The sequence below is a fragment of the Enterobacter sp. 6722112 genome, from assembly GCF_058661685.1.
Map to the genome: position 1 here is coordinate 4,289,045 of NZ_JBZWGR010000007.1, position 24,996 is coordinate 4,314,040.

Here is a 24,996-nt window from a genome sequence, read left to right on the forward strand (position 1 = left end):
TTACCACTCCTCACGCAGCTTGCGTTCATACTCAAGCCCGTCCTCTTTTCTGTCTCCCCACAGACCAAGCGCATTTCGGATAACAGAAGAACTCTGCTGGTCGAGATACAGTTCTATCGCTTCCCGAAGCAGTTCAGCACGTGGCTGATTTCGCAATTGCTTGAGATTATCCAAACGTTGAATCACGTCATCAGACAAATCAATAAGTATTCTGCCCATATCAAGTTCCGCCAAAACGCTCATATATCACCTTAGTATATCATCTTTGGTTAATTTTCAGGCAAAATACTCTTTATCAATTTAGGGTGAAAGGACGTTTTTTAGGGAATGATCGATTTTGCGAGCCACTTTCCACAATATGCACCTCTCAACATTTCTCTGTTTTCATCTGCTGTAAACCAGGCTATAAACTGTATAAAAACACAGTAAAAGGACGTAATCATGGCACTGGAAAAGGGTATTGATAAGCTGGTACAGGAGTTTATTGCCGCAGGACGACCTTCCTCGCGAAAGCAGAGTATTGATGACCGGAGAAGCGGATATGTCGCCAGCACAGCGCTAGCCGGGGAAACAGAAACGCGTGTCCAGGTTGAAACGCTTGTTCTTGAGGATATGACCTTTCGGGTATTTTCGCCTTTCAATGCCCCTGAAACGTTATCTTGTGTCCTCTACTATCATGGCGGTTGTTTTGTCAGCGGTGGGTTTGAAACCCATGATAATCAGCTTCGCCAACTGGCGTTTTACGGTAACTGTCGGGTCATTGCGGTTCAGTACAGACTCGCACCCGAGCATACTTTCCCCGCTGCGCATGACGATGCAGAGAGAGCGGCAGATCTTGTCTGGCAAAATGCAGAACAATTAGGTGTGGATAAAAACCGGATTACACTTTGTGGAGACAGTGCGGGAGGTCATCTTGCGCTGGTAACGTCATTGCGGCTTAAGGCCAAAGGTCTCTGGGATCCCGCGCAGCTCATTCTTATCTACCCCATGCTCGACGCTACGGCCAGTTTTGAAAGCTATACCCTCAATGGCATGGATTACGTGATTACTCGCGATACCCTTTTGAGCGGCTATGAAATGTATCTGGCTGGAGCCGACCGTCAACATCCTGAAGTCAGCCCACTGTGGCGCAACGACTTTAGCGGTCTGCCGAAGGTCCATATTGTTACCGCGGAGTATGATCCGTTACGCGACGAAGGCGAGGCGCTTTATCAGCGCCTCACGGAGCAAGGCGTGAAGTGTACCGCTCCACGATGGCGGGGTGTAATTCACGGCTTCTTCCAGTTGGGTGGAATTAGCCAGTCAGCGCGAGACGTTATGCGAGATATTGCCTGGCGCATTAACCATGCCGGGCGAGAATGAAAAGGAGACTACTCCTCCTCGTTCCCGCCCTCTTCATACGCGCCATACGGCTTCGCTGGCAGAACGATATAGGTGCCTTCAAACACCGCGCCTGGCGTTTCATCGCCGAACAGCTCCACCTGCATCTGTACGCGTGCTTTACGTCCACGCGCCAGACGGTCGAGATCGCCACCCAGTGCGCCCAGGTCAGCAACCGCGCTCGGCTTGCCGCTGATCGGGGCGCTGTAGCGGATATGGGCATCGGCCAGAATAATGGTGCCGCCGAGATGACGTTCGCGCAGCATCAGCCAGATCAGTCCCCAGCCGGTGAGCGTGGCGAGTGAAAACAGGCTGCCGGCAAACAGGGTATGGTGCGGGTTCTGGTTGCCGGTTTCCGGCATGGTGGTAATAAATTTTTGCCCGGTGTACTGCTGAATACGCACACCCATTTTTTCACTGAGCGGAATGTGCTGATACCATGCCTGCTGGAGCTGCCCGCACCAGTCGGCGCGATGGAGAATATCGTCCAGCGTGGCGATGGGTTTGATCATCAAAAAGTGACGAATCGGCGTAGTTTGCGGGGCGGTGATTTCCCCCTGATTCACGAAACCAAGCTTGGCAAAGAACTCAACGGCATCTTCGCGGGCGCTACAGGTGACACGCTTGACCCCTTCCTGACGGGCAACGGATTCCAGCGTCATAGCCATCAGCGTTCCAAGGCCTTTGTCCTGCACGGAGGGATGAACGGCCATAAAGCGGATTGAAGCTTCGTTGTCGGCATTGATATACAGACGTCCCACGGCAACGAGGTTGCCCTCTTCATCAACCACCATCTGGTGGTGCGCCATCGCGTCCCAGGCGTCGCGTTCAGAGCCTTTAGGTTGATGCAGTGGCTTGCGCAGCATTTCCCAGCGGAAATGGTAATAAGCGTCTAATTCTTCTTCCGTTTGCGGTACTCGAAGGTGATACATAGCTGTACTCTCTCTTGTTACCCGCGGCCATGCCGCCAGTTGGCTCATACCTGGAGCCAGAATGTGACGGGGCCATCGTTCACCAGCGAAACCTGCATATCCGCAGCGAATCGTCCGGTTTGTGTATTCATGTCCTGTTGGCGACAGCGCTCAACAAAGTACTCGTAAAGGGCTTCTGCGCGATCCGGTGCCGCGCCCTTCGAAAAACTCGGGCGCATGCCGCGTTCGGTATCCGCGGCCAGCGTAAACTGGGAGACCACCAGCACGCTGCCGCCCGCCTGCTGAACGTTCAGGTTCATCTTGCCTTCCGCATCGCTGAAAATGCGGTAGCCCAGTACGCGCTCACACAAGCGGTTGGCTTTTTGTTCGTCGTCATCCTTTTCGACACCCAGGAGCACCAAAAGTCCTGGGCCAATTTCACCCGTCACCTCATCCGCCACGGTGACGCTGGCACGGGTTACGCGCTGAATCAATGCAATCATGGTTGGTCTGCTTCTTGTTGTTTTTCAGCTTCTGCTGCTTTTTTGAGTTCGCGGTAGACCCCGAGAGTGACAGTTATTTCGGCGCCAAGCAAGACGATACACCACGTCCAGTAGACCCAGACAAACAAAATGGGGATCACCGCCAGCACGCCGTAAATCAGCTGATAAGAGGGGAACATGGTGATATAAAGCGCGAATCCTTTCTTGCCCAGCTCAAAGAGCAACGCCGCGACCAGCGCACCCACCACGGCATCCCGGTTGGGTACGCGCGTGGTTGGTACCACGCTGTAGAGCAGCCAGAACGAAAGCCACGATAAAATCAGCGGGAAGATACGCAGCACGTTATCGATCACGCTGTTTAAGTCGGTCGCCCAGCGCAGCGAAAGAAGGTAGGAACTGATCGCCAGGCTTGCCCCCGCCAGCAATGGGCCAAGGGTTAAAATCATCCAGTAGACGGCAAAGGAGTAAACCTTCGGGCGGACTTTTTTGCTCCGCCAGATGGTGTTGAGCGCACTGTCGATGGAGTACATCAGCAGCAGCGCGGTAACAATAAGCCCACATGCCCCCACCGCCGTCATCTTGCTGGAGTTTGCGACAAACTGTTCAATGTAGTTCTGGATCACATCGCCGGTGGCAGGAATAAAGTTCGCGAAAACAAAATGGCGAAGCTGCATGCTCACATCGGCAAACATCGGAAACGCCGAAAAAAGCGCAAAAATCACCGCCACCAGCGGCACCAGCGAGAGCAAGGACACGTAAGCGAGATTGCCCGCCAGCGTGGTCATGTTGTCCTCGTCAATGCGATGCCAGAGGAGTTTCAGCCACGCCCTCAGCGGGCGCGTGTGGTGATTGGCTTTTTGATGAACGGTTTTTAGCATAACTGCTTCGCAAAGTAGTTCGGTATCGTCTCTTTTCCGGTCACCAGAATGGAGGTGATACCTAACTGATTAGCCCCTTCTATATTATCGGCGTTGTCGTCAAAAAAGACCGCATCCGCCGCCGTGAATCCTTCTTCCTGCAATACCGCCTGATAGATGCGCGCCTCAGGTTTACGCATCCCCATCTCCTGGGAGAGATACACCTTATCTGCCGCCGCGTGGATTTCCGGGTATTCATCCGGCCAGAAGGTGGTATGCAGGCGGTTGGTATTCGACAGGACGACGACACGATGCCCCTGCTCGCGCAGCTTGTGCATGATGTCGATCACTTCGGGGCGGATCGCGACAAATATGGCCTGCCAACCGTGGGAAAACTGCTCGTAGCTTAACGAGAGACCCATTTCCTGACAGAAACGCTCTGCGAACGCTTCATCGCTGATCTCACCGCGCTCGTGCAGATGGAAAGTCTCACCCATCGCGAAATTCTGCTTTAACGTCGCCAGCGGAACACGGCTAAAATCGCTCCATGCGCCCAGCACCCGGTTAAAATCGATATCGACGATTACATTTCCTAAGTCAAAGATATAAAGCATGTTTATCTCCTTTCGCCGTGGAAAAGTAACTGTAGCGGGAAAGAGAAACTTTAGCTATGCGCCAGATTCAGCTTAGAGAAAGGAAAGGCCCGAATCGCAATATCGGGCCATAGGATTTTCAGCCAGCCTGCTGCTCTTCTCCGGAATTGACTTCGACAACCTCAACCTTGCTGGATTTGAGGTGATTTTGCAGCGCCGGGCCGGGCAGCTCATCGGTGAACAGCGCCGTCGCCTGCGCCACGTTGCCGATTTCAACCGCCGCGGAGGCGTGGTATTTCGTATGATCGGCCGCCAGTAAAATGTGACGGGAGTGAGCGATCATGGTTTTCACCACGCTGGCTTCGTTAACGTCAAATTCCATCATCGCGCCGTCGTGCTCTATCGCCCCGACGCTGGTGACCAGGTAATCTGCGCGAAATCCTGACACGAACGCCGTTGCCGCAGGACCGATAATGCCGCCGTTATGCGGGCGCAGCGTACCGCCGGGCACCATCACCTCAAAGCGCGGATTCTTATAAAGAATGTGCGCCACCCGCAGGCTGTTAGTGATGATGCGCAGATGATTATGGTTAAGCAGTGCCCGGGCAACGTGCTCCACGGTCGTCCCGATGGTGATAAAAATGGTCGAACCGTCGGGAATATAGTCCGCAATCGCTTCGGCAATCGCCCGTTTCTCTTCGGTAAGCGAGACTTCACGCTGTTCGAACGCCGTGTTGACCACGCTGGATGCCCTGCCCGCGCCGCCGTGATGACGGGTGATCAGCCCCTGCTCGCTGAGCTTACGGATATCCCGGCGCACGGTTTGCGTGGAGACATCCAGCAGCTGCGCCAGTTCATCAATGTTCATATAGCCGCGTTCGGCAATCAGCGTCAGCAGCTGATCGTGACGCGGGTTGCCGGTCAGTTCGGTAAGGCTCATGGGCTGTCCTCTGAAAACCATCACGCCCCGCATTTTATACAAAAAGTGACAAAAAAGAGCGGGTTTGATCACAGTCGGGTATACCCGCGCGCCCGCCGGGCTTTGTACATTTCAGTGCTGCGACGGCGCTGGCAAAACGCACGGCGTCTGCGGCGGGTAATTTCTGCCCCAGGCTGACCGCCAGCGCACCGTGGAACACGTCGCCCGCCCCGGTGGTATCAATGACGTTCACTTCAAAACCAGGCTGATGACATAGCGTGTCGTTTTCCAGCCAGAAACAGCCGTCTCGCCCCTGTGTGACATACACATGTCCATTTGTGAGCGTTTGTGCTTTCTTAAGTGCGTTTTCGGTTTCATCCAGCTGCGTGAACCGCCGCAGTCCTGGCGCGGAGAAGGCCGCGTGGTCGCTTAAGGCAATCAGATCCGCGATGTCCTGCGGGGTGACATCCGCATCCAGCAGCGTCGGTACGCCCTGCTGGCGGGCCAGGGTAAATGCCTGTTTTGCCCCGTCATGCCAGCGCACGTCGGCTAAGACAATGTCCCACTGAGAGAAGTCGATTTCTTGCAGCCAGTCTGCCGACGCAGGGAGATCGGGGCTGGGGTAGTTGGCAATCACTCTTTCCCCACCTGCGTCCACCAGCACCGCCGATTGCGACGATCGGGCACCCTTACACACGCGCGTGTAGCGGGTATTCACCTCCAGGGATTCCAGCTCCGCGAGCAGCCGTCTGCCGGTATCGTCGTCCCCCACCCGGCCAATAAAATCCACTTCCGCACCCAGTTTCGCGGCTGCCACCGCCGCCGTTGCCGCCGGGCCGCCGCCCACTTCCGTATAATCTTTTGCGACATATTTCCCACCTTCTTTCGGTAAATCATCGAGATACCAGATGCGATCCAGCACGGTAATGCCGACACAAACGATGCGAGTCATGGTGATTCCTTCTGCGATTTCTGATGCCTTCATTTTAATTTCACCAAATGTTTAAAAAGTGACCCGTGTCAATTTTTTGACTATAAATTACAAATACGATCAAAAACAGACACCACAAACGCGCAAAAATTGACACGATGTGACAGGAGAGAGGCATGTCAGCAATCGCATTTATCGGCTTAGGACAGATGGGCGCGCCCATGGCGAAGAATCTGTTGAAACAGGGCCACCAGCTTAACGTTTTTGATGTGAACCCGCAGGCGGTTCAGGCGCTGGTAGAGAGCGGAGCCCGGGCGGCGGCTACGCCCGCACAGGCAGCAACGGATGCCGAATTCGTGATCACTATGCTGCCAAACGGCGACCTGGTGCGCAGCGTGCTGTTCGGCGAGCACGGCGTGTGCGAAGGGTTATCCCGCGACGCACTGGTCATTGATATGTCCACCATTCACCCGCTGCAAACCGACGCGCTGATCCGCGACATGACTGAGCAAGGCTTCAGCCTGATGGACGTGCCCGTCGGACGCACCTCTGACCATGCCATCGCCGGTACGCTGCTCCTGCTGGCGGGCGGTACGGCGCCGCAGATTGAGCGCGCCACCCCCGTCTTAATGGCGATGGGCAATGAACTGATTAACGCTGGCGGGCCGGGCATGGGCATCCGCGTGAAGCTCATCAATAACTACATGAGCATCGCCCTGAACGCCCTTTCCGCCGAGGCCGCCGTACTGTGCGAAGCGCTTGGCCTCTCCTTTGACGTGGCGCTCAAGGTGATGAGCGGCACACCGGCGGGTAAAGGCCACTTCACCACGTCATGGCCGAACAAGGTGCTGAAAGGGGATCTTTCACCCGCCTTCATGATCGACCTTGCGCATAAGGATCTGGGGATCGCCCTCGACGTGGCCAACCAGCTCCACGTTCCGATGCCGCTGGGCGCGGCTTCCCGCGAAGTTTACAACCAGGCACGCGCCGCCGGGCGCGGGCGCGAAGACTGGACAGCCATTCTTGAACAGGTTCGCGCATCTGCCGGGCTGAAAAAAACACACTGATACGAAAGGACTGAGGAATGACGATGTACACCCTGAAAGATATCACCCGACCTTCCGGCGGTTTTGCGATGCTGGCCGTGGATCAGCGCGAAGCGATGCGCCTGATGTTTGCCGCCGCAGGCGCGCCGGTGCCGGTAACCGACCAGCATCTGACGGATTTTAAAGTCAATGCGGCAAAAATTCTGTCGCCGTACGCCTCTGCGATCCTCGTCGACCAGCAGTTCTGCTACCGCCAGATTGTCGAGCAGCAGGCCGTGGCCAAAAGCTGCGCAATGATTGTCGCCGCCGACGAGTTTATCCCGGGGAACGGCATTCCGGTCGACAGCGTGGTGATCGACAAGAACGTCGACGCGCAGGCGGTTAAACGCGATGGCGGCAAGGCGCTGAAGCTGCTGGTGCTGTGGCGCAGCGATGAAGATCCACAGCAGCGCCTGGAGATGGTGAAGGCGTTCAATACGCTGTGCCACGACAACGGACTGCTGAGCATTATCGAGCCGGTTGTGCGTCCACCGCGCCGCGGCGCCGCGTTTGACCGCGAGCAGGCGATTATCGATGCGGCCAAAGAGCTGGGCAACAGCGGTGCCGACCTCTACAAAGTGGAAATGCCGCTGTTTGGCAAGGGCACGCAGCAGGAACTGCTGACGGCCTCGCAGAAGCTGAACGAGAACATCGCCATGCCGTGGGTGATCCTCTCCTCCGGCGTGGACGATAAGTTATTCCCGCGTGCCGTAAGCGTCGCCATGCAGGCGGGGGCATCAGGCTTTTTAGCCGGTCGCGCCGTCTGGTCATCGGTGATTGGCCTGCCGGACACCGAGCTGATGCTGCGTGATATTTCCGTACCAAAACTTCAGCGTCTGGGTGAGATCGTCGACGAAATGATGGCTCGCCGTTAAGAAAGGACCCGAACATGAAATGGTTTAACACCCTGAGCCATAACCGCTGGCTCGAACAAGAGACCGACCGCATTCTCGATTTCGGTAAAAACGCCGCCGTACCGACCGGCTTTGGCTGGCTGGGCAATAACGGGCAGGTGCGCAGCGATATGGGCACCCATCTGTGGATCACCGCCCGCATGCTGCACGTTTACGCAGTGGCGGCGAACATGGGGCGTCCCGGCGCGTACGCCCTGGTTGAGCACGGCATTAATGCCCTGAACGGTCCGCTGCGCGACAAACAGCACGGCGGCTGGTACGCCTGCGTAAACGATGAAGGCGTGATTGATGCGTCCAAGCAGGGCTATCAGCATTTCTTCGTCCTGCTGGGCGCGGCGAGCGCCGTCACCACCGGCCACCCGCAGGCACGCAAGCTGCTGGACAATGCCATCGAGGTGATTGAGCGCTACTTCTGGAGCGAACAGGAGCAGATGTGCCTGGAGTCCTGGGACGAAGCCTTCAGCAAAACGGAAGACTATCGCGGCGGTAACGCCAATATGCACGCCGTGGAAGCCTTCCTCATCGTCTATGACGTGACCCACGACCGGAAATGGCTCGACCGCGCCCTGCGCATCGCCTCGGTGATTATTCACGACGTGGCGCGCAAAGGGGAGTACCGCGTTAACGAGCATTTCGACACCAGCTGGAACCCGATCCGCGATTACAACATCGATAACCCTGCCCACCGCTTCCGCGCCTACGGCGGCACGCCGGGACACTGGATCGAGTGGGGCCGCCTGATGCTGCACCTGCGTGCCGCGCTGGAAGCCCGCTTTGAAACCCCGCCGGAATGGTTGCTGGAAGATGCGAAAGGCCTGTTTCACGCCACTATTCGCGACGCCTGGGCACCCGACGGGGCGGACGGCTTTGTCTACTCCGTGGGCTGGGACGGCAAGCCTATCGTGCGCGAACGCGTGCGCTGGCCAATCGTCGAGGCGATGGGCACGGCCTATGCCCTCTACACCGTCACTGGCGAGGCGCAGTACGAAGCCTGGTATCAGAAATGGTGGGATTACTGCATCAAGTACCTGATGGATTACGAAAACGGTTCCTGGTGGCAGGAGCTGGACACCAATAACGAAGTGACCACCAAAGTCTGGGACGGCAAGCAGGATATTTACCACCTGCTGCACTGCCTGGTGATCCCCCGCCTGCCGCTGGCGCCGGGCTTAGCCCCTGCCGTAGCCGCCGGATTACTGGATAGCCTGGCCAAATAATAAAGACGGAGTTTTTATGCGTACCCTACACAATATTGACCTGAAAAATAACGAAAGTGGTTTCACCCTGCGCTGGCAGGACCGTCTGATTTTATCCCACTCTGCGGATGCCCCCTGCCTGTGGATCGGTGCAGGCGAAGCGGATATCGAGATGTTTCGCGGCAATTTCAGCATCAAAGACAAGCTTAACGAAAAGATTGCCCTGACGAACGCGACCGTCACGCAGCAAAGCGCGGGCTGGGCAATCCGCTTTACCCGCGGCGACGCGGTGAGCGCGACGCTGCTGGTGGGCGTGGATGGTGAGGGCCGTCTGGAGCTGAAGCTGAAAAATGACGCCGCCAGCCATAACCGCATCTGGCTGCGGCTGGCGGCTCAGCCTGACGATCATATCTACGGCTGCGGCGAGCAGTTCTCGTATTTCGATCTGCGCGGCAAGCCGTTCCCGCTGTGGACCAGCGAGCAGGGCGTGGGCCGCAACAAGCAGACTTACGTCACCTGGCAGGCCGACTGCAAAGAGAACGCGGGCGGCGATTACTACTGGACCTTCTTCCCACAGCCTACCTTCGTGAGCACCCAGAAGTACTACTGCCACGTGGATAACAGCTGTTATATGAACTTCGACTTCAGCGCGCCGGACTTCCACGAGCTGGCATTCTGGGAAGATAACGCCACGCTGCGCTTCGAATGCGCAGAAACCTACGTCGATCTGCTGGAAAAACTGACCGGCCTGCTGGGGCGTCAGCCTGAACTGCCGGACTGGGTTTACGACGGCGTGACGCTGGGTATTCAGGGCGGCACCGAGGTGTGTCAGCAGAAGCTCGACGCCATGCGCGAGGGCGGCGTGAAGGTAAACGGCATCTGGGCGCAGGACTGGTCCGGCATCCGGATGACCTCCTTTGGCAAACGCGTAATGTGGAACTGGAAGTGGAACAGCGCGCTCTATCCGCAGCTTGATGAGCGGATTGCGCAGTGGAAAGAGGAAGGCGTGCAGTTCCTCTCCTATATCAACCCGTACGTCGCCAGCGATAAAGATCTCTGCGAAGAGGCGTCGAAGCGCGGCTATCTGACCAAAGATGCCGACGGCAAGGATTACCACGTTGAGTTCGGCGAGTTCTACGCGGGCGTTATCGACCTGACTAACCCGGAAGCCTACAGCTGGTACAAAGAGGTGATCAAAAAGAACCTGATCGAACTGGGCTGCGGCGGCTGGATGGCCGATTTCGGGGAATATCTGCCGACCGATACCTTCCTGCACAACGGCGTGAGCGCGGAGATCATGCATAACGCCTGGCCTGCCCTGTGGGCGAAATGTAACTACGAAGCGCTGGAGGAGACCGGCAAGCTCGGGGAGATCCTGTTCTTCATGCGCGCGGGCTACACCGGTAGCCAGAAACACTCGGTGATGATGTGGGCGGGGGATCAGAACGTCGACTGGAGCCTGGACGATGGTCTGGCGTCCGTCGTACCGGCGGCGCTGTCGCTGGCGATGACCGGGCACGGGCTGCACCACAGCGACATTGGCGGCTATACGACCCTCTTCGAGATGAAGCGCAGCAAAGAGCTGCTGCTGCGCTGGTGCGACTTCAGCGCCTTTACGCCGATGATGCGTACCCACGAGGGCAACCGCCCTGGCGATAACTGGCAGTTCGATGGCGACGCGGAAACTATCGCCCACTTCGCGCGCATGACCACCGTCTTCACCACTCTGAAGCCGTACATCAAAGCTGCGGTAGCGCAGAATGCGAAGAGCGGCCTACCGGTGATGCGCCCGCTGTTCCTGCACTTCGAGGACGATGCGCGCGCCTACACGCTGAAATACCAGTACCTGTTTGGCCGCGATCTGCTGGTGGCGCCGGTTCATGAAGAGGGACGCCGCGACTGGTCGCTCTATCTGCCGCAGGACACCTGGGTCAATGCGTGGACCGGGGAAACCTGCCAGGGCGGTGCCATCACCGTTGATGCCCCGCTCGGCAAACCGCCGGTCTTCTATCGCCAGCACAGCGAATGGGCAGATCTGTTTAGCACCTTACGTCATATCTGATAAGGCTCGCCCGCGGGGAAACCTGCGGGCAGACGGAGAACAATAATGAGTCAACATACTTCTGATCCGGCAACCCTGCGCCTGCCGTTTAAAGAAAAACTCGCCTACGGGATGGGCGATCTCGGCTCTAACATCCTGCTTGATATCGGCACGCTGTATCTGCTGAAGTTCTACACCGACGTGCTGGGGCTGCCTGGCACCTACGGCGGGATTATCTTCCTGATTGCAAAGTTTTTTACCGCCTTCACCGACATGGGCACCGGGATCATGCTCGATTCCCGGCGCAAGATCGGCCCGAAAGGGAAATTCCGCCCGTTCGTGCTGTATGCAGCCTTCCCGGTAACGTTGCTGGCGATAGCTAACTTCGTCGGCACACCGTTTGAAATTACCGGTAAAACGGTGATGGCGACGGTGCTGTTCATGCTGTACGGCCTGTTCTTCAGCATGATGAACTGCTCCTACGGCGCGATGGTGCCCGCCATTACCAAAAACCCGGACGAGCGTGCTTCGCTGGCCGCCTGGCGCCAGGGCGGCGCCACGCTGGGTCTGCTGCTCTGTACGGTGGGCTTTGTCCCGGTGATGAACCTGATTGAGGGCAACGACCAGCTTGGCTACATCTTTGCCGCCACCCTCTTCTCGCTGTTCGGGTTGTTCTTTATGTGGTGGTGCTATAAAGGCGTAACCGAGCGTTACGTCGAGACGCAGCCTGCTAACCCGGCGCAGAAACCGGGGCTGTTGCAGTCGTTTCGCGCCATCGCCGGGAACCGTCCGCTGTTTATCCTGTGCATCGCTAACCTGTGCACGCTGGGCGCCTTTAACGTTAAGCTCGCCATTCAGGTCTACTACACGCAGTACGTACTGAACGACCCGATCCTGCTGTCGTACATGGGCTTCTTCAGCATGGGCTGTATTTTTATCGGCGTCTTTATGATGCCCGGCGCGGTGCGGCGCTTCGGCAAGAAAAAGGTCTACATCAGCGGGCTGACGATTTGGGTGGCGGGCGATCTGCTTAACTACTTCTTCGGCGGCGGCTCGGTGAGCTTCGTGGCGTTCTCCTGCCTGGCGTTCTTCGGCTCCGCGTTCGTGAACAGCCTGAACTGGGCGCTGGTGTCCGATACCGTGGAATACGGCGAGTGGCGCACCGGCGTACGCTCCGAGGGGACGGTCTACACCGGCTTTACCTTCTTCCGTAAGGTATCGCAGGCGCTGGCGGGCTTCTTCCCGGGGATCATGCTCACGCAGATCGGCTATGTGCCCAACGTGGTGCAATCCGCCGGCACGGTTGAAGGGCTACGGCAGCTGATATTTATCTATCCGAGTCTGCTGGCAGTCATCACCATCGTGGCGATGGGCTGCTTCTACAACCTTAACGAGAAGATGTATGTGCGCATCGTGGAAGAAATTGAGCTGCGCAAACGTACGGCATAAATGACGTGATTGAGCGCCCTGCGGGGCGCTTTGAGGATCGACCATGACACATAATACTGATCCGTTAACCCTGAAATTGAGCCTGCGAGAGAAGTGCGCCTACGGGATGGGTGATTTTGGCTCGAACCTGATGCTGTGTATTGGCACGCTGTATCTGCTAAAGTTTTACACGGACGAGCTGGGCATGCCCGCGTTCTACGGCGGCATCATTTTTCTGGTCGCCAAGTTCTTTACCGCGTTTACCGACATGCTGACCGGGGTGCTGCTGGACTCCCGGCGTAATATCGGCGCGCGGGGCAAATTCCGGCCATTCATTCTCTACGCCTCCGTTCCGGTGGCGCTGGTGGCCACGGCGCAGTTTATGGCCAACGACTTTAGCCTGACGGTGAAAACGGCCCTCGCCACCGTGCTCTTCATGATGTTTGGCCTCTGCTACAGCCTGATGAACTGCGCCTACGGTGCAATGGTTCCGGCCATCACCAAAAACCCGAACGAGCGCGCGCAGCTTGCGGCGTGGCGTCAGGGCGGCGCAACGGTAGGACTGTTGCTCTGTACTGTCGGCTTTATGCCGATTCAGGCGCTGTTCGTCAGCCAGCCCTCACTCGGCTATCTGGTGGCCGCGCTGGTGTTCGTCACCGGGGGACTGTTCTGCATGTGGTGGTGCTACAGCGGGGTGAAAGAGCGCTACGTCGAGCTTACGCCCGATCACCATAAGCCCGGCATTCTGAAATCGTTCTGCGCGATTTTCCGCAATCCGCCGCTGCTGGTGCTGTGCATCGCCAACCTGTGTACCCTCGCCGCGTTTAACATCAAGCTGGCGATTCAGGTCTATTACACCCAGTACGTGCTGAACGATCTGCATCTCCTGTCGTGGATGGGCTTTTTCAGCATGGGTTGCATTCTGATTGGCGTGTTTCTGGTGCCTGGCGCGGTGAAGCGCTTTGGCAAGAAGCCGGTCTATCTGGGCGGGCTGACGCTATGGGCGGTGGGCGACGTGCTGAACTTCGTCTGGGGAACCAGTTCCCTGCTGTTCGTGCTCTTTTCCTGCATGGCCTTTTTCGGCACCGCGTTTGTGAACAGCCTGAACTGGGCGCTGGTGCCGGATACGGTTGATTACGGCGAGTGGAAAACCGGGATCCGCGCCGAAGGGTCGGTGTATACCGGCTATACCTTCTCGCGCAAAATCTCCGCGGCGCTGGCCGGTTTTCTGCCCGGTATCATGCTGACCCAGATTGGCTATGTTCCCCATGCCGTACAGAGCGCAGGCACGCTGCTTGGGTTGCGCCAGCTTATTTTCCTCTGGCCGTGCGGCCTGGCGATCGTTGCCGCCGTGACCATGGGGCTGTTTTATAAACTCAACGAAGCGCGCTTCGCCTTTATTATCGAGGAGATTGGAAAACGGAAAAAACAGACAGCAAATACCCCTGAGATAACCACCAACAATAAAGCGTCAGCAGTCACTTTATAACAATAAATCCGGCCAGTATGTCCTTCCTGTTTATCAGGAGGGAGGCCTTTCTGTACCTGATACATGGACAAATTATGAAAAGAATCATCACCGTACTGATCGTGTCGTCTGTGTCCTGCCCGGTTTTTGCCGGGGCCTATGTCGAAACGCGCGAAGCCTACAACACCGCCTCTGAGCTGCACGAAGTGATCCTGCGTGCGGGCTATAACTTCGATATGGGCGCGGGACTGATGTTCACCAACGCTTATAACGTGGGGAAATGGGACGAACTGAAGCACAGCTATAACGAAATTGAGGGGTGGTATCCACTCTTCAAACCGACCGACAAACTGACCTTCCAGCCCGGCGGCTTGATTAATGACAGCAGCGCAGGATCAGGTGGCGCGGTTTATTTAGATACTAACTATAAATTTACGGACTGGTTTAATCTGACGTTCCGCTATCGCTATAACCATAACAATTACGATACGCCGGACTATAACGGGCAGATGGATAAGAACGACACACATGAATTTGCCAACTACTGGAATTTCAAAGTGACGGATGCGTTTTTCTACACCTTTGAGCCGCACTTTTTCCAGCGGGTGAATGATTACCACAGCAAAAATGGCAAAGATCATCACTGGGAAATTACCAATAAATTCAGCTATAAGATCGACAGAAACTGGCTGCCGTATCTTGAGCTACAGTGGCTGGACCGATGGAATGATTACAACCGCGAGCAGTACCGGATCCGTTTAGGGTTGCGGTATTCGTTCTAATAAAAAAAGCCGCTGATCGCTCAGCGGCTTTTTCGTTGCCGGGTGGCGCATGCGCTTACCCGGCCTACGGCATAACCGAATTACTCTTCTTTCGCACCGCGCATTGCACGTTTACGATCGTTCTCGGTCAGGTGACGTTTACGGATACGAATTGACTGAGGCGTCACTTCGACCAGTTCGTCATCATCGATGAATTCCAGAGCCTGCTCCAGCGTCATCTTGATCGGTGGAACCAGAACCGTTGCTTCGTCAGTACCGGACGCACGCATGTTGGTCAGTTTCTTACCGGTCAGGCAGTTTACCGTCAGGTCGTTAGAACGGCTGTGAATACCGATGATCTGGCCTTCGTAAACTTCAGCGCCGTGGCCCAGGAACAGCTTACCGCGATCCTGCAAACCGAACAGCGCAAACGCAACCGCTTTACCCTGACCGTTGGAGATCAGCACGCCGTTGTTACGCTGGCCCACTTCGCCCGGACGAACGTCGTCGTAGTGGCTGAAGGTGGAGTACAGCAGACCGGTACCGGAAGTCATGGTCATGAACTCAGAACGGAAGCCGATCAGGCCACGGCTTGGGATCACGTAGTCGAGACGTACGCGGCCTTTGCCATCTGGATTCATGTTTTTCAGGTCGCCTTTACGCTCACCCAGTGCCTGCATCACAGAACCCTGGTGCTGTTCTTCAACGTCCAGCGTTACGTTTTCGAATGGCTCTTGTTTACGGCCATCGATTTCGCGGAAGATAACTTTCGGACGGGAAACCGCCATCTCGAAACCTTCACGACGCATGTTCTCAATCAGAACAGACAGGTGCAGCTCACCACGACCCGAAACGCGGAATGCATCAGCGTCTTCGGTTTCTTCAACGCGCAGCGCAACGTTGTGCACCAGCTCTTTGTTCAGGCGGTCAAGGATCTGACGAGAGGTAACAAACTTACCTTCTTTACCACAGAACGGAGAGGTGTTGACGTTGAAGAACATGGATACGGTTGGTTCATCAACGGACAGGGCTGGCAGCGCTTCGACGTTCTGCGGATCGCAGATGGTGTCGGAGATGTTCAGTTCACCCAGACCGGTGATGGCAATGATGTCGCCCGCTTCAGCGATGTCGCTCTCGATACGCTCAAGACCCAGGTGAGTCAGAACTTTACCGACTTTACCGTTACGGGTTTTGCCTTCGCTATCGATGATAGTGACCTGCTGGTTAGGCTTCACTTTACCGCGCTTGATACGACCAATGCCGATTACGCCAACGTAGTTGTTGTAGTCGAGCTGAGAGATCTGCATTTGCAGGGTGCCTTCCAGGTCAACGTTTGGCGCAGGAACGCGGTCAACAATCGTCTGGTACAGCGGAGTCATGTCTTCCGCCATGTCTTCGTGATCCAGACCGGCGATACCGTTCAGCGCAGACGCATAAACGATAGGGAAGTCCAGCTGTTCGTCGGTCGCGTCGAGGTTAACGAACAGGTCGAAGACCTGGTCAACAACCCAGTCAGGACGCGCGCCAGGACGGTCAACCTTGTTGATCACAACGATAGGTTTCAGGCCGTGGGCAAATGCTTTTTTGGTCACGAAGCGCGTTTGCGGCATAGGGCCATCAAATGCGTCAACCACCAGCAGCACGGAATCCACCATGGACATCACGCGCTCAACTTCACCACCGAAGTCGGCGTGCCCTGGGGTATCAACGATGTTGATACGGTAGTCATTCCATTTGATAGCGGTGTTTTTGGCGAGGATGGTAATCCCACGCTCTTTCTCCAAATCGTTGGAGTCCATCACACGCTCTTGAGTTTCGGCACGAGCATCAAACGTACCGGACTGCTGTAGCAGCTTATCAACCAGGGTAGTTTTACCATGGTCGACGTGCGCGATGATGGCGATATTACGCAATTTTTCGATCACAACTTTGCCTCAGGCATTTAGAAATAGCGCGTTATTGTACACGGATTAATCGCACTACAAAACAGGATCACAAACATCCCCCGCAAACAAGTATTGCAGAGATGCTTTGTGATCGCTTTCACGGAGCGGTAAAAGGGCACTTTAACGTAAATTGCACCAATATGGTGCTCGATGTTCACACAGAAGCACTATAATGGTGCAACAAATCCAATGTGGTGCAGCCCTTCTGCACTATGGTGCGCATGATAACGCCTTTTTGGGGTGTTTTAAAAGTTGGCACAGATTTCGCTTTACAGAAATACAGTAAAAATATGGCAGCCCAGCCGATTTGAAGACCTCGTTACCACGACGACAATGACCAATCTGGAGAGTTAAGTATGTCCGCTGAACACGTTTTGACGATGCTGAACGAACATGAAGTGAAGTTTGTTGATCTGCGCTTCACCGATACCAAAGGTAAAGAACAGCACGTCACGATCCCTGCTCATCAGGTGAACGCCGAATTCTTTGAAGAAGGCAAAATGTTTGACGGCTCCTCCATTGGCGGCTGGAAAGGCATTAACGAATCCGACATGGTTCTGATGCCAGACGCAACCACTGCGCTCATTGACCCGTTCTACGAAGAACCTACGCTGATCATCCGCTGCGATATCCTGGAACCTGGCACGCTGCAAGGCTATGACCGTGACCCACGCTCCATCGCAAAACGCGCTGAAGAGTACCTGCGTTCTACCGGCATCGCAGACACCGTTCTGTTCGGGCCAGAGCCAGAGTTCTTCCTGTTCGACGACATCCGTTTTGGCGCTTCCATTTCTGGTTCCCACGTCGCTATCGATGACATCGAAGGCGCATGGAACTCTTCCACCAAATACGAAGGTGGTAACAAAGGTCACCGTCCGGGCGTGAAAGGCGGTTACTTCCCGGTTCCTCCGGTCGATTCTTCACAGGACATCCGTTCTACCATGTGTCTGATCATGGAAGAGATGGGCCTGGTTGTTGAAGCGCACCACCACGAAGTGGCAACGGCTGGCCAGAACGAAATCGCAACCCGCTTCAACACCATGACTAAGAAAGCGGATGAGATTCAGATCTACAAATACGTTGTGCACAACGTTGCGCACCGTTTCGGTAAAACCGCGACCTTCATGCCAAAACCCATGTTCGGCGACAACGGTTCCGGTATGCACTGCCACATGTCCCTGTCCAAGAACGGCACCAACCTGTTCTCTGGCGACAAATATGCGGGTCTGTCTGAGCAGGCGCTGCACTACATCGGCGGTGTTATCAAGCACGCTAAAGCGATCAACGCCCTGGCGAACCCGACCACCAACTCCTACAAGCGTCTGGTCCCAGGTTACGAAGCACCGGTGATGCTGGCTTACTCTGCCCGTAACCGTTCTGCGTCTATCCGTATCCCGGTGGTGGCGTCTCCGAAAGCGCGTCGTATCGAAGTGCGCTTCCCGGACCCGGCGGCTAACCCATACCTGTGCTTCGCAGCACTGCTGATGGCCGGTCTGGACGGTATCAAGAACAAGATCCACCCGGGCGAAGCCATGGACAAAAACCTGTACGACCTGCCGCCAGAAGAAGCGAAAGAGATCCCACAGGTTGCCGGCTCTCTGGAAGAAGCCCTGCAAGCGCTGGACGCAGACCGTGAGTTCCTGACCGCTGGCGGCGTGTTCACCGATGAAGCTATCGACGCTTACATCGCGCTGCGTACCGAAGAAAACGACCGCGTTCGCATGACGCCGCACCCGGTTGAGTTCGAACTGTACTACAGCGTTTAATTGATTTGTTTTACCCGGCGCATACGCGTCGGGAGTAGTTGCCGTGGAAACTTTAGCCCATCTTCGGATGGGCTTTTTTCTCCACCAACAACCTGATCTCACGCGCTTTTTACCTCTAAAACGCTATACTGCACTAAAATAGTGCAACGACTCCAGGAGACTGCTGAATGGCAACTGGCACGCTGCCCGATGCTGGGCAGATCCTCAATTCTTTGATTAACAGTATTTTGCTGGTCGACGACGAGCTGGCGGTGCATTACGCCAACCCGGCGGCGCAGCAGCTGCTCGCCCAAAGCGCCCGTAAACTGTTTGGCACGCCGCTGCCGGAACTGCTGAGCTATTTCTCGCTGAATATTGGCCTGATGCAGGAGAGTTTGCAGGCGGGTCAGGGCTTCACCGATAACGAAGTGACGCTGGTGATTGACGGACGCTCGCATATTTTGTCCCTCACCGCACAGCGCCTGCCGGATGGCATGATTCTGCTGGAAATGGCGCCGATGGATAACCAGCGTCGTCTCAGCCAGGAGCAGCTTCAGCATGCGCAGCAGATTGCGGCGCGCGACCTGGTGCGCGGGCTGGCTCATGAAATTAAAAACCCGCTGGGCGGCTTACGCGGTGCGGCACAACTTTTGACCAAAGCGCTGCCTGACCCTGCCCTGGCGGAGTATACCAACGTCATTATCGAGCAGGCGGACCGTCTGCGTAATCTGGTCGATCGTCTGCTCGGGCCGCAGCAGCCGGGGATGCATGTTTCAGAAAGCATTCACAAGGTCGCGGAGCGGGTGGTGAAACTCGTCTCTATGGAGCTGCCAGATAACGTCACGCTGGTGCGTGATTACGACCCAAGCCTGCCGGAGCTGGCGCACGATCCGGACCAGATTGAACAGGTGCTGTTGAACATTGTGCGTAACGCGTTGCAGGCGCTGGGCCCGGAGGGTGGCGAAATTATTCTGCGTACCCGCACCGCGTTCCAGCTGACGCTGCACGGCGTGCGTTATCGTCTGGCGGCACGTATTGATGTGGAAGATAACGGGCCGGGGATCCCGCCGCATCTCCAGGACACCCTGTTCTACCCGATGGTCAGCGGTCGCGAAGGCGGCACCGGGCTGGGGTTATCCATCGCCCGTAATTTGATTGACCAACACTCCGGCAAAATTGAATTTACCAGTTGGCCGGGACATACCGAGTTTTCGGTTTTCCTGCCGATTAAAAAATAAAGGTGACGTTTATGCAACGAGGGATAGTCTGGGTAGTCGATGACGATAGCTCCATCCGTTGGGTGCTTGAACGCGCGCTCACAGGAGCGGGATTAAGCTGCACGACATTTGAGAGCGGCAGCGAAGTGCTCGACGCACTCACCACCAAAACGCCGGACGTTCTGCTCTCGGATATTCGCATGCCGGGCATGGACGGACTGGCGCTCTTAAAGCAGATCAAACAGCGCCACCCCATGCTTCCGGTCATCATAATGACCGCCCACTCCGACCTGGATGCCGCCGTTAGCGCCTACCAGCAGGGGGCGTTTGATTACCTGCCAAAACCGTTTGATATCGACGAAGCCGTTGCCCTGGTCGAACGCGCCATCAGTCACTATCAGGAGCAACAGCAGCCCCGACACGCGCCGGATTTCGGGCCTACGACGGACATCATCGGTGAAGCGCCGGCCATGCAGGACGTGTTTCGCATCATCGGGCGTCTGTCGCGCTCGTCTATCAGCGTCTTGATTAACGGTGAATCAGGGACCGGTAAAGAGCTGGTTGCGCACGCCCTGCATCGCCACAGCCCGCGGGCGAAAGCGCCTTTCATCGCCCTGAACATGGCGGCGATCCCCAAAGATTTGATTGAATCTGAGCTGTTCGGCCACGAAAAAGGGGCGTTTACCGGGGCAAATACCATTCGTCAGGGACGCTTTGAACAGGCTGACGGCGGAACGCTATTCCTGGATGAAATCGGCGATATGCCGCTGGATGTTCAGACCCGACTGCTGCGCGTGCTGGCAGATGGCCAGTTTTACCGCGTGGGCGGCTATGCGCCGGTGAAGGTGGACGTGCGTATTATTGCCGCGACGCACCAGAACCTGGAGCTGCGCGTGCAGGAGGGGAAATTCCGTGAGGATTTATTCCATCGTCTGAACGTGATCCGCGTCCACCTCCCGCCGCTGCGCGAGCGTCGGGAAGATATCCCGCGTCTGGCGCGCCATTTCCTGCAAGTGGCGGCCCGCGAGCTAGGCGTGGAAGCCAAGCAGCTTCATCCGGAAACGGATGCCGCCCTCACCCGTCTGGCGTGGCCGGGCAACGTGCGTCAGCTGGAAAACACCTGTCGCTGGCTGACCGTGATGGCCGCCGGACAGGAAGTGTTGATTCAGGATCTCCCCGCCGAGCTGTTTGAAGCCACCGTGCCCGAAAGCACCGCCGGACATGCGCTGCCGGACAGCTGGGCGACGCTGCTGGCGCAGTGGGCAGATCGCGCGCTGCGTTCCGGTCATCAAAATCTGCTCTCCGAAGCGCAGCCTGAGATGGAGCGCACGCTGTTGACTACCGCGCTTCGTCATACCCAGGGCCACAAACAGGAAGCGGCTCGCCTGTTGGGATGGGGTCGAAACACCCTGACGCGCAAGCTGAAAGAGCTGGGAATGGAGTGATCTTACTCCGCTGTGTAAAGGTTACTAATTGAGCGCAAAGTGCCGTTATTTTGCGCTTTACTGTTCCGATGAGTTTTGTATGATCGTGCCCGGAAACAGGGGGGAGCATCATGCTGGAATCATTAGTGACTTTGCTTTCGAGCGGAGCAGCAGAAAGCCACACGCCACAAACTGCCGTTGCGGCGGTATTGTGTGCGGCACTGGTTGGGCTGTTTAGCTAACGAGCTGTTGATGAAAAGCCGGGTGGCGGCTTCGCCTTACCCGGCCTACATAAGTGCGAGATGTAGGCCGGGTAAGCGAAGCGCCACCCGGCATTGCAGCTCAAATCACCCGCGAGAACTGCTGTAAACGCGCCTTCTGACGCAGATAGGCATCGAAGCACATGCAGATATTACGAATCAACAGACGTCCTTTCGGCGTGACGACAACCGCACTCTCCGACACATCCACCAGCCCGTCTTTCGCCAGCGGCGCCAGAAGCTTCAGGTCTTCGGCAAAGTAATCGCTGAATTGCAGATCCCATTGCGACTCCACCTCGCGAAATTCGAGACGGAAGTTGCAGATAAGCGCCTTAATTACGTCCCGACGGATGCAGTCGTCGCGCGTTAGCGCAATGCCGCGCCACAGCGCGTTGCCGGTTTCGTCTGTCTGCTGATAGTACAGCTTCAGCTCTTTCTGATTCTGGGCGTAGCAGTCGCCAATCATGCTGATGGCGGAGACGCCCATTCCGAGCAGATCGGTATCGCCCTGGGTGGTGTAGCCCTGGAAGTTACGGTGGAGAACACCTTCGCGCTGGGCAATCGCCAGTTCATCGTCAGGGCGGGCAAAGTGATCCATTCCGATAAACTGATAGCCGGTTTCGGTCAGCGAGGCGATGGTCTCCTGCAAAATGTCCAGCTTCTGCTGGGCGGAAGGCAGATCCGCATCTTTGATTTTGCGCTGAGCGGCGAACAGCGTCGGCAGGTGCGCATAGTTAAAGACGCTCAGACGGTCCGGGTTAAGCTCAGCCACGCGTTTAAGCGTGTAGGCGAAGCTCTCCGGCGTCTGCTTCGGCAGGCCGTAAATCAGGTCTATATTCGTTGAGGTAAAGCCGATTTCACGCGCATGGTTGAGTAAGGCAAAGATAAACGCTTCGTCCTGCTCGCGGTTTACCAGGCGCTGTACTTCTTTGTTGAAGTCCTGTACGCCCATACTCAGGCGGTTGAAACCTTCGGCGCGTAAATGATCCAGCACATCCAGCTCGATTTCACGCGGATCGACCTCGATCGAAATTTCGGCGTCGTCGTTAAAACTAAAATTGCCGCGCAGCAGCGCCATCAGGCGGCTGATCTGCGCTTTATTCAGATAAGTTGGCGTACCACCGCCCCAGTGAAGCTGGCTGACGTGACGCCCTTTAAACAGCGGTGCGCGGTGCAGAATTTCCTGTTCGAGCGCATCGAGGTATTGATCGGCTTTGTGCTGCTGGCGGGTAACGATTTTATTGCAGCCGCAGAAGTAGCAGAGCTTATGGCAGAACGGAATATGGACGTAGAGCGACAGCGGGCGCTCGGGATAGCGCGCCACAGCTTGCTGAAAATCCGCCTCGCCGAAAGCATCAGAAAACTCCAGCGCGGTGGGGTATGAGGTATAACGCGGCCCGGAATAGTTATATTTCTGGATCAGGGCCAAATCCCAGTCGATAGATGGTACAGACATGCTCACTCCTTCCGTTGGTGTCGCGTTCGTATACGGCGGCCCGTTCTGGTCCCGTTGCGGGCCATCATTCGGGTGCGCAGCCACTTCTGTCGCCGCGACAACCGCCGTAGTTTAACGAATAACCACACCAGATAACATATAACCGGAAGGGTTATAAGCAGGACGAGTGTACCTGCCGGGTGCAAATGTTAGTTTCCACCTTTCAGCAGACGCATCATATCTTCCTGCTTTTCGTCTTCCTCTTCGTCTTCTTCATCATCGTAGGACAGACCCAGCTTCTGCATCAGTTCATCAATGCGGTCCAGTTTGGCGTCCACCCAGGACTGCTCTTCAGCGGTCAGGGTTTCACCCTCTTCAAGACGTTCCAGCAGCGCATCCAGGCGCTCATCGTTCTCCAGCATATCCAGCTCAGCCTGCGGTGAAAGCATAGGTTTCTCGCTCTTTGGTTTGTGCTGCTTAGTGACCGGCGTGTCTGTCACGCCCAGTGGAATGGGAGTTTTACTGCCGATACGAGGATCTTTCTGCTGTTTGCCTTTTGCAGAAGCGCCTGCGGCACCGCCACCGTTAGCACGGCTACCCGCAGCATGGCCACGATGTTTTTTATCGCGTTTGCGATCGCGCGCTTCCTGATTCAGTTCTTCGCGCGTTTTGCGGCGTGCTTTTGCAGGGCGTTTCACGCCCGCAGCGGAGGTCGGTTTTTTCATGATGTTTTATCTTTAAGTCGTTTTCTTCAGTATAGAATTGCGGCGAAATCTAGCAGAAAGCAAGCAAAGAAAAAAGGCGACAGAGCAATCTGTCGCCTTTTTTCCTGACTCACAACCCTTAACGGGTCAGACATTCCCTGTTTGCCTGCAACAAACCCTGTTTATCCCTTGGCTACTACCGTCCGTGATACGGTTCCGTTTCCTGTTAAAAACGCCTCCAGGCGCCGGTCGTCCTGACAATCCTGAGTCTTCGCCTCCTGGCGCTCCTGACCCTTATCCTTAAGTCGTTATCCTGTTGGCATCCTCGCCCTGGCACACACTTTACCTTGGTCCCTTAAACTAACAAGCTATGAAAAGGTACAAAACCGGATTTTCAGATAATTACTCATTAATAACTCTTTGAATTTTAATATTTTGAGTTTTTTAGCGCCTGCGATTTCTCTTAAATTTCTCATACGCTTAAGGGCAGATCTCTTACATTCCGTAGGGCTTTCACTTACATGTCAATGACGAAGGGAAAAGCCTTTTGCCCGCATTCAGGTATAATCCCCGCAGATTACGATTTTTGGAGACGACCACGTGACTACCTGGAACTACCAACAGACGCATTTTGTCACCAGTGCGCCCGATATTCGCCACCTGCCCTCAGACACAGGGATTGAAGTGGCATTTGCTGGCCGCTCCAATGCGGGAAAATCCAGTGCCCTGAATACGCTCACCAATCAGAAAAACCTGGCGCGTACCTCAAAAACACCTGGCCGTACTCAGCTGATTAACCTGTTTGAAGTGGCTGAAGGCAAACGCCTGGTCGATTTACCGGGCTACGGTTACGCGCAGGTACCGGAAGAGATGAAGATCAAATGGCAGCGTGCGCTGGGTGAATACCTGGAAAAACGCATGTGTCTGAAAGGTCTGGTGGTGCTGATGGATATTCGTCATCCGCTAAAAGATCTCGACCAGCAGATGATTGACTGGGCGGTGGCAAGCGATATTGCGGTGCTGGTGCTGCTGACAAAAGCGGATAAGCTGGCAAGCGGCGCGCGCAAGGCGCAGGTGAACAAGGTTCGTGAAGCGGTGCTGGCATTCAACGGTGATGTACAGGTTGAACCGTTCTCCTCGCTGAAAAAGCAGGGCGTGGATAAACTGCGACAGAAGCTCGACAGCTGGTTTAACGATCTGGAACCGGCGACTGAAGCGGAAGCAGAGTAACAACAGGCGCGGCGATGACCGCGCTTTTTTTCGCCTGAAACTTTCTTT

Annotated in this window: 23 protein-coding genes; 13 read left to right on the forward strand and 10 right to left on the reverse strand. The window is 55.9% G+C overall.

The features are described 5' to 3' along the window. Positions 1-243, reverse strand: coding sequence for a ribbon-helix-helix domain-containing protein (locus AC4OVU_RS21980; protein ID WP_015569912.1), 243 nt, complete (start codon positions 241-243; stop codon positions 1-3). A gap of 198 nt (positions 244-441) precedes the next feature. Between AC4OVU_RS21980 and AC4OVU_RS21985 the strand changes: the two genes are divergently transcribed. Then, positions 442-1,362 carry an alpha/beta hydrolase gene (locus AC4OVU_RS21985; protein WP_110292390.1) on the forward strand — a complete coding sequence of 307 codons (921 nt, stop codon included), beginning with the start codon at positions 442-444 and terminating at the stop codon, positions 1,360-1,362. An 8-nt stretch (positions 1,363-1,370) separates the two neighbouring features. On the opposite strand, the gene fabY is transcribed toward AC4OVU_RS21985, so the two are convergent. From fabY to AC4OVU_RS22015, 6 genes are all read right to left on the reverse strand, one after another. Continuing rightward, complete coding sequence (gene fabY, locus AC4OVU_RS21990; RefSeq protein ID WP_015569910.1) at positions 1,371-2,312, reverse strand: fatty acid biosynthesis protein FabY; 942 nt, start codon at positions 2,310-2,312, stop codon at positions 1,371-1,373. A 44-nt stretch (positions 2,313-2,356) separates the two neighbouring features. Beyond that, positions 2,357-2,794, reverse strand: coding sequence for a D-aminoacyl-tRNA deacylase (gene dtd, locus AC4OVU_RS21995; RefSeq protein WP_015569909.1), 438 nt, complete (start codon positions 2,792-2,794; stop codon positions 2,357-2,359). Next, on the reverse strand, positions 2,791-3,672 hold the full coding sequence (locus AC4OVU_RS22000; RefSeq protein ID WP_003861949.1) for a virulence factor BrkB family protein: 882 nt from the start codon (positions 3,670-3,672) through the stop codon (positions 2,791-2,793). The genes dtd and AC4OVU_RS22000 overlap by 4 nt, the downstream gene beginning before the upstream one ends. Next, positions 3,666-4,265: a glucose-1-phosphatase gene (yihX, locus tag AC4OVU_RS22005; protein ID WP_003861947.1), complete on the reverse strand. Its 600-nt coding sequence runs from the start codon at positions 4,263-4,265 to the stop codon at positions 3,666-3,668. The genes AC4OVU_RS22000 and yihX overlap by 7 nt, the downstream gene beginning before the upstream one ends. A gap of 118 nt (positions 4,266-4,383) precedes the next feature. Then, entirely contained in the window at positions 4,384-5,184 is an 801-nt protein-coding gene (locus AC4OVU_RS22010) for a DeoR/GlpR family DNA-binding transcription regulator (RefSeq protein ID WP_045142558.1), read from the reverse strand. 34 nt (positions 5,185-5,218) lie between these two features. After that, the gene (locus tag AC4OVU_RS22015) at positions 5,219-6,115 is read right to left on the reverse strand and encodes a sugar kinase (RefSeq protein WP_110292391.1); all 897 of its coding nucleotides are present in this window, start codon (positions 6,113-6,115) and stop codon (positions 5,219-5,221) included. Positions 6,116-6,270: 155 nt separating this feature from the next. Between AC4OVU_RS22015 and yihU the strand changes: the two genes are divergently transcribed. From yihU to ompL, 7 genes are all read left to right on the forward strand, one after another. Next, on the forward strand, positions 6,271-7,161 hold the full coding sequence (yihU, locus tag AC4OVU_RS22020) for a sulfolactaldehyde 3-reductase (RefSeq protein WP_100135134.1): 891 nt from the start codon (positions 6,271-6,273) through the stop codon (positions 7,159-7,161). Positions 7,162-7,178: 17 nt separating this feature from the next. Further along, positions 7,179-8,054, forward strand: coding sequence for a sulfofructosephosphate aldolase (gene yihT, locus AC4OVU_RS22025; RefSeq protein ID WP_100135133.1), 876 nt, complete (start codon positions 7,179-7,181; stop codon positions 8,052-8,054). 14 nt (positions 8,055-8,068) lie between these two features. Further along, positions 8,069-9,310, forward strand: coding sequence for a sulfoquinovose isomerase (yihS, locus tag AC4OVU_RS22030; protein ID WP_017382670.1), 1,242 nt, complete (start codon positions 8,069-8,071; stop codon positions 9,308-9,310). Positions 9,311-9,326: 16 nt separating this feature from the next. Beyond that, positions 9,327-11,351: an alpha-glucosidase gene (locus tag AC4OVU_RS22035; protein WP_023304654.1), complete on the forward strand. Its 2,025-nt coding sequence runs from the start codon at positions 9,327-9,329 to the stop codon at positions 11,349-11,351. A gap of 45 nt (positions 11,352-11,396) precedes the next feature. Then, the gene (locus tag AC4OVU_RS22040; RefSeq protein ID WP_006808723.1) at positions 11,397-12,779 is read left to right on the forward strand and encodes an MFS transporter; all 1,383 of its coding nucleotides are present in this window, start codon (positions 11,397-11,399) and stop codon (positions 12,777-12,779) included. A gap of 43 nt (positions 12,780-12,822) precedes the next feature. Beyond that, a complete protein-coding gene (locus AC4OVU_RS22045; RefSeq protein ID WP_017382668.1) occupies positions 12,823-14,247 on the forward strand; it encodes an MFS transporter in 1,425 nt (474 codons plus the stop codon). Between the two features lie 74 nt (positions 14,248-14,321). After that, positions 14,322-15,008, forward strand: a complete 687-nt coding sequence (ompL, locus tag AC4OVU_RS22050) for a porin OmpL (RefSeq protein WP_003861929.1) — start codon at positions 14,322-14,324, stop codon at positions 15,006-15,008. Between the two features lie 80 nt (positions 15,009-15,088). On the opposite strand, the gene typA is transcribed toward ompL, so the two are convergent. Then, positions 15,089-16,912 carry a ribosome-dependent GTPase TypA gene (gene typA, locus AC4OVU_RS22055; protein ID WP_006808726.1) on the reverse strand — a complete coding sequence of 608 codons (1,824 nt, stop codon included), beginning with the start codon at positions 16,910-16,912 and terminating at the stop codon, positions 15,089-15,091. 377 nt (positions 16,913-17,289) lie between these two features. On the opposite strand from typA, the gene glnA reads away from it, so the two are divergent. The 4 genes from glnA to AC4OVU_RS22075 all read left to right on the forward strand — a co-directional run bounded on the left by glnA (position 17,290) and on the right by AC4OVU_RS22075 (position 21,561). Beyond that, complete coding sequence (gene glnA / locus AC4OVU_RS22060) at positions 17,290-18,699, forward strand: glutamate--ammonia ligase (RefSeq protein WP_003861925.1); 1,410 nt, start codon at positions 17,290-17,292, stop codon at positions 18,697-18,699. A 167-nt stretch (positions 18,700-18,866) separates the two neighbouring features. Continuing rightward, positions 18,867-19,916 carry a nitrogen regulation protein NR(II) gene (gene glnL, locus AC4OVU_RS22065; RefSeq protein WP_003861923.1) on the forward strand — a complete coding sequence of 350 codons (1,050 nt, stop codon included), beginning with the start codon at positions 18,867-18,869 and terminating at the stop codon, positions 19,914-19,916. 11 nt (positions 19,917-19,927) lie between these two features. Further along, positions 19,928-21,340, forward strand: coding sequence for a nitrogen regulation protein NR(I) (glnG, locus tag AC4OVU_RS22070; RefSeq protein WP_003861919.1), 1,413 nt, complete (start codon positions 19,928-19,930; stop codon positions 21,338-21,340). Between the two features lie 110 nt (positions 21,341-21,450). Next, complete coding sequence (locus AC4OVU_RS22075; protein ID WP_017382667.1) at positions 21,451-21,561, forward strand: YshB family small membrane protein; 111 nt, start codon at positions 21,451-21,453, stop codon at positions 21,559-21,561. Between the two features lie 100 nt (positions 21,562-21,661). Here the strand turns inward: AC4OVU_RS22075 and hemN are convergent, their stop codons facing one another. After that, positions 21,662-23,035 (reverse strand): oxygen-independent coproporphyrinogen III oxidase, encoded by a 1,374-nt coding sequence (hemN, locus tag AC4OVU_RS22080; protein WP_110292939.1) that lies wholly within the window; start codon positions 23,033-23,035, stop codon positions 21,662-21,664. 188 nt (positions 23,036-23,223) lie between these two features. Beyond that, on the reverse strand, positions 23,224-23,739 hold the full coding sequence (gene yihI, locus AC4OVU_RS22085) for a Der GTPase-activating protein YihI (RefSeq protein WP_015569898.1): 516 nt from the start codon (positions 23,737-23,739) through the stop codon (positions 23,224-23,226). A gap of 579 nt (positions 23,740-24,318) precedes the next feature. Here yihI and yihA point away from each other — a divergent pair. Further along, positions 24,319-24,948 (forward strand): ribosome biogenesis GTP-binding protein YihA/YsxC, encoded by a 630-nt coding sequence (gene yihA / locus AC4OVU_RS22090; protein WP_003861913.1) that lies wholly within the window; start codon positions 24,319-24,321, stop codon positions 24,946-24,948. The last annotated feature ends 48 nt before the right edge of the window (positions 24,949-24,996 follow it).

Bases quoted from the DNA above. Each gene is read 5' to 3' on its own strand.
- AC4OVU_RS21980 (WP_015569912.1), bottom strand. From the start codon at position 243: ATGAGCGTTTTGGCGGAACTTGATATGGGCAGAATACTTATTGATTTG.
- AC4OVU_RS21985 (WP_110292390.1), top strand. From the start codon at position 442: ATGGCACTGGAAAAGGGTATTGATAAGCTGGTACAGGAGTTTATTGCC.
- fabY (WP_015569910.1), bottom strand. From the start codon at position 2,312: ATGTATCACCTTCGAGTACCGCAAACGGAAGAAGAATTAGACGCTTAT.
- dtd (WP_015569909.1), bottom strand. From the start codon at position 2,794: ATGATTGCATTGATTCAGCGCGTAACCCGTGCCAGCGTCACCGTGGCG.
- AC4OVU_RS22000 (WP_003861949.1), bottom strand. From the start codon at position 3,672: ATGCTAAAAACCGTTCATCAAAAAGCCAATCACCACACGCGCCCGCTG.
- yihX (WP_003861947.1), bottom strand. From the start codon at position 4,265: ATGCTTTATATCTTTGACTTAGGAAATGTAATCGTCGATATCGATTTT.
- AC4OVU_RS22010 (WP_045142558.1), bottom strand. From the start codon at position 5,184: ATGAGCCTTACCGAACTGACCGGCAACCCGCGTCACGATCAGCTGCTG.
- AC4OVU_RS22015 (WP_110292391.1), bottom strand. From the start codon at position 6,115: ATGACTCGCATCGTTTGTGTCGGCATTACCGTGCTGGATCGCATCTGG.
- yihU (WP_100135134.1), top strand. From the start codon at position 6,271: ATGTCAGCAATCGCATTTATCGGCTTAGGACAGATGGGCGCGCCCATG.
- yihT (WP_100135133.1), top strand. From the start codon at position 7,179: ATGACGATGTACACCCTGAAAGATATCACCCGACCTTCCGGCGGTTTT.
- yihS (WP_017382670.1), top strand. From the start codon at position 8,069: ATGAAATGGTTTAACACCCTGAGCCATAACCGCTGGCTCGAACAAGAG.
- AC4OVU_RS22035 (WP_023304654.1), top strand. From the start codon at position 9,327: ATGCGTACCCTACACAATATTGACCTGAAAAATAACGAAAGTGGTTTC.
- AC4OVU_RS22040 (WP_006808723.1), top strand. From the start codon at position 11,397: ATGAGTCAACATACTTCTGATCCGGCAACCCTGCGCCTGCCGTTTAAA.
- AC4OVU_RS22045 (WP_017382668.1), top strand. From the start codon at position 12,823: ATGACACATAATACTGATCCGTTAACCCTGAAATTGAGCCTGCGAGAG.
- ompL (WP_003861929.1), top strand. From the start codon at position 14,322: ATGAAAAGAATCATCACCGTACTGATCGTGTCGTCTGTGTCCTGCCCG.
- glnA (WP_003861925.1), top strand. From the start codon at position 17,290: ATGTCCGCTGAACACGTTTTGACGATGCTGAACGAACATGAAGTGAAG.
- glnL (WP_003861923.1), top strand. From the start codon at position 18,867: ATGGCAACTGGCACGCTGCCCGATGCTGGGCAGATCCTCAATTCTTTG.
- glnG (WP_003861919.1), top strand. From the start codon at position 19,928: ATGCAACGAGGGATAGTCTGGGTAGTCGATGACGATAGCTCCATCCGT.
- AC4OVU_RS22075 (WP_017382667.1), top strand. From the start codon at position 21,451: ATGCTGGAATCATTAGTGACTTTGCTTTCGAGCGGAGCAGCAGAAAGC.
- hemN (WP_110292939.1), bottom strand. From the start codon at position 23,035: ATGTCTGTACCATCTATCGACTGGGATTTGGCCCTGATCCAGAAATAT.
- yihI (WP_015569898.1), bottom strand. From the start codon at position 23,739: ATGAAAAAACCGACCTCCGCTGCGGGCGTGAAACGCCCTGCAAAAGCA.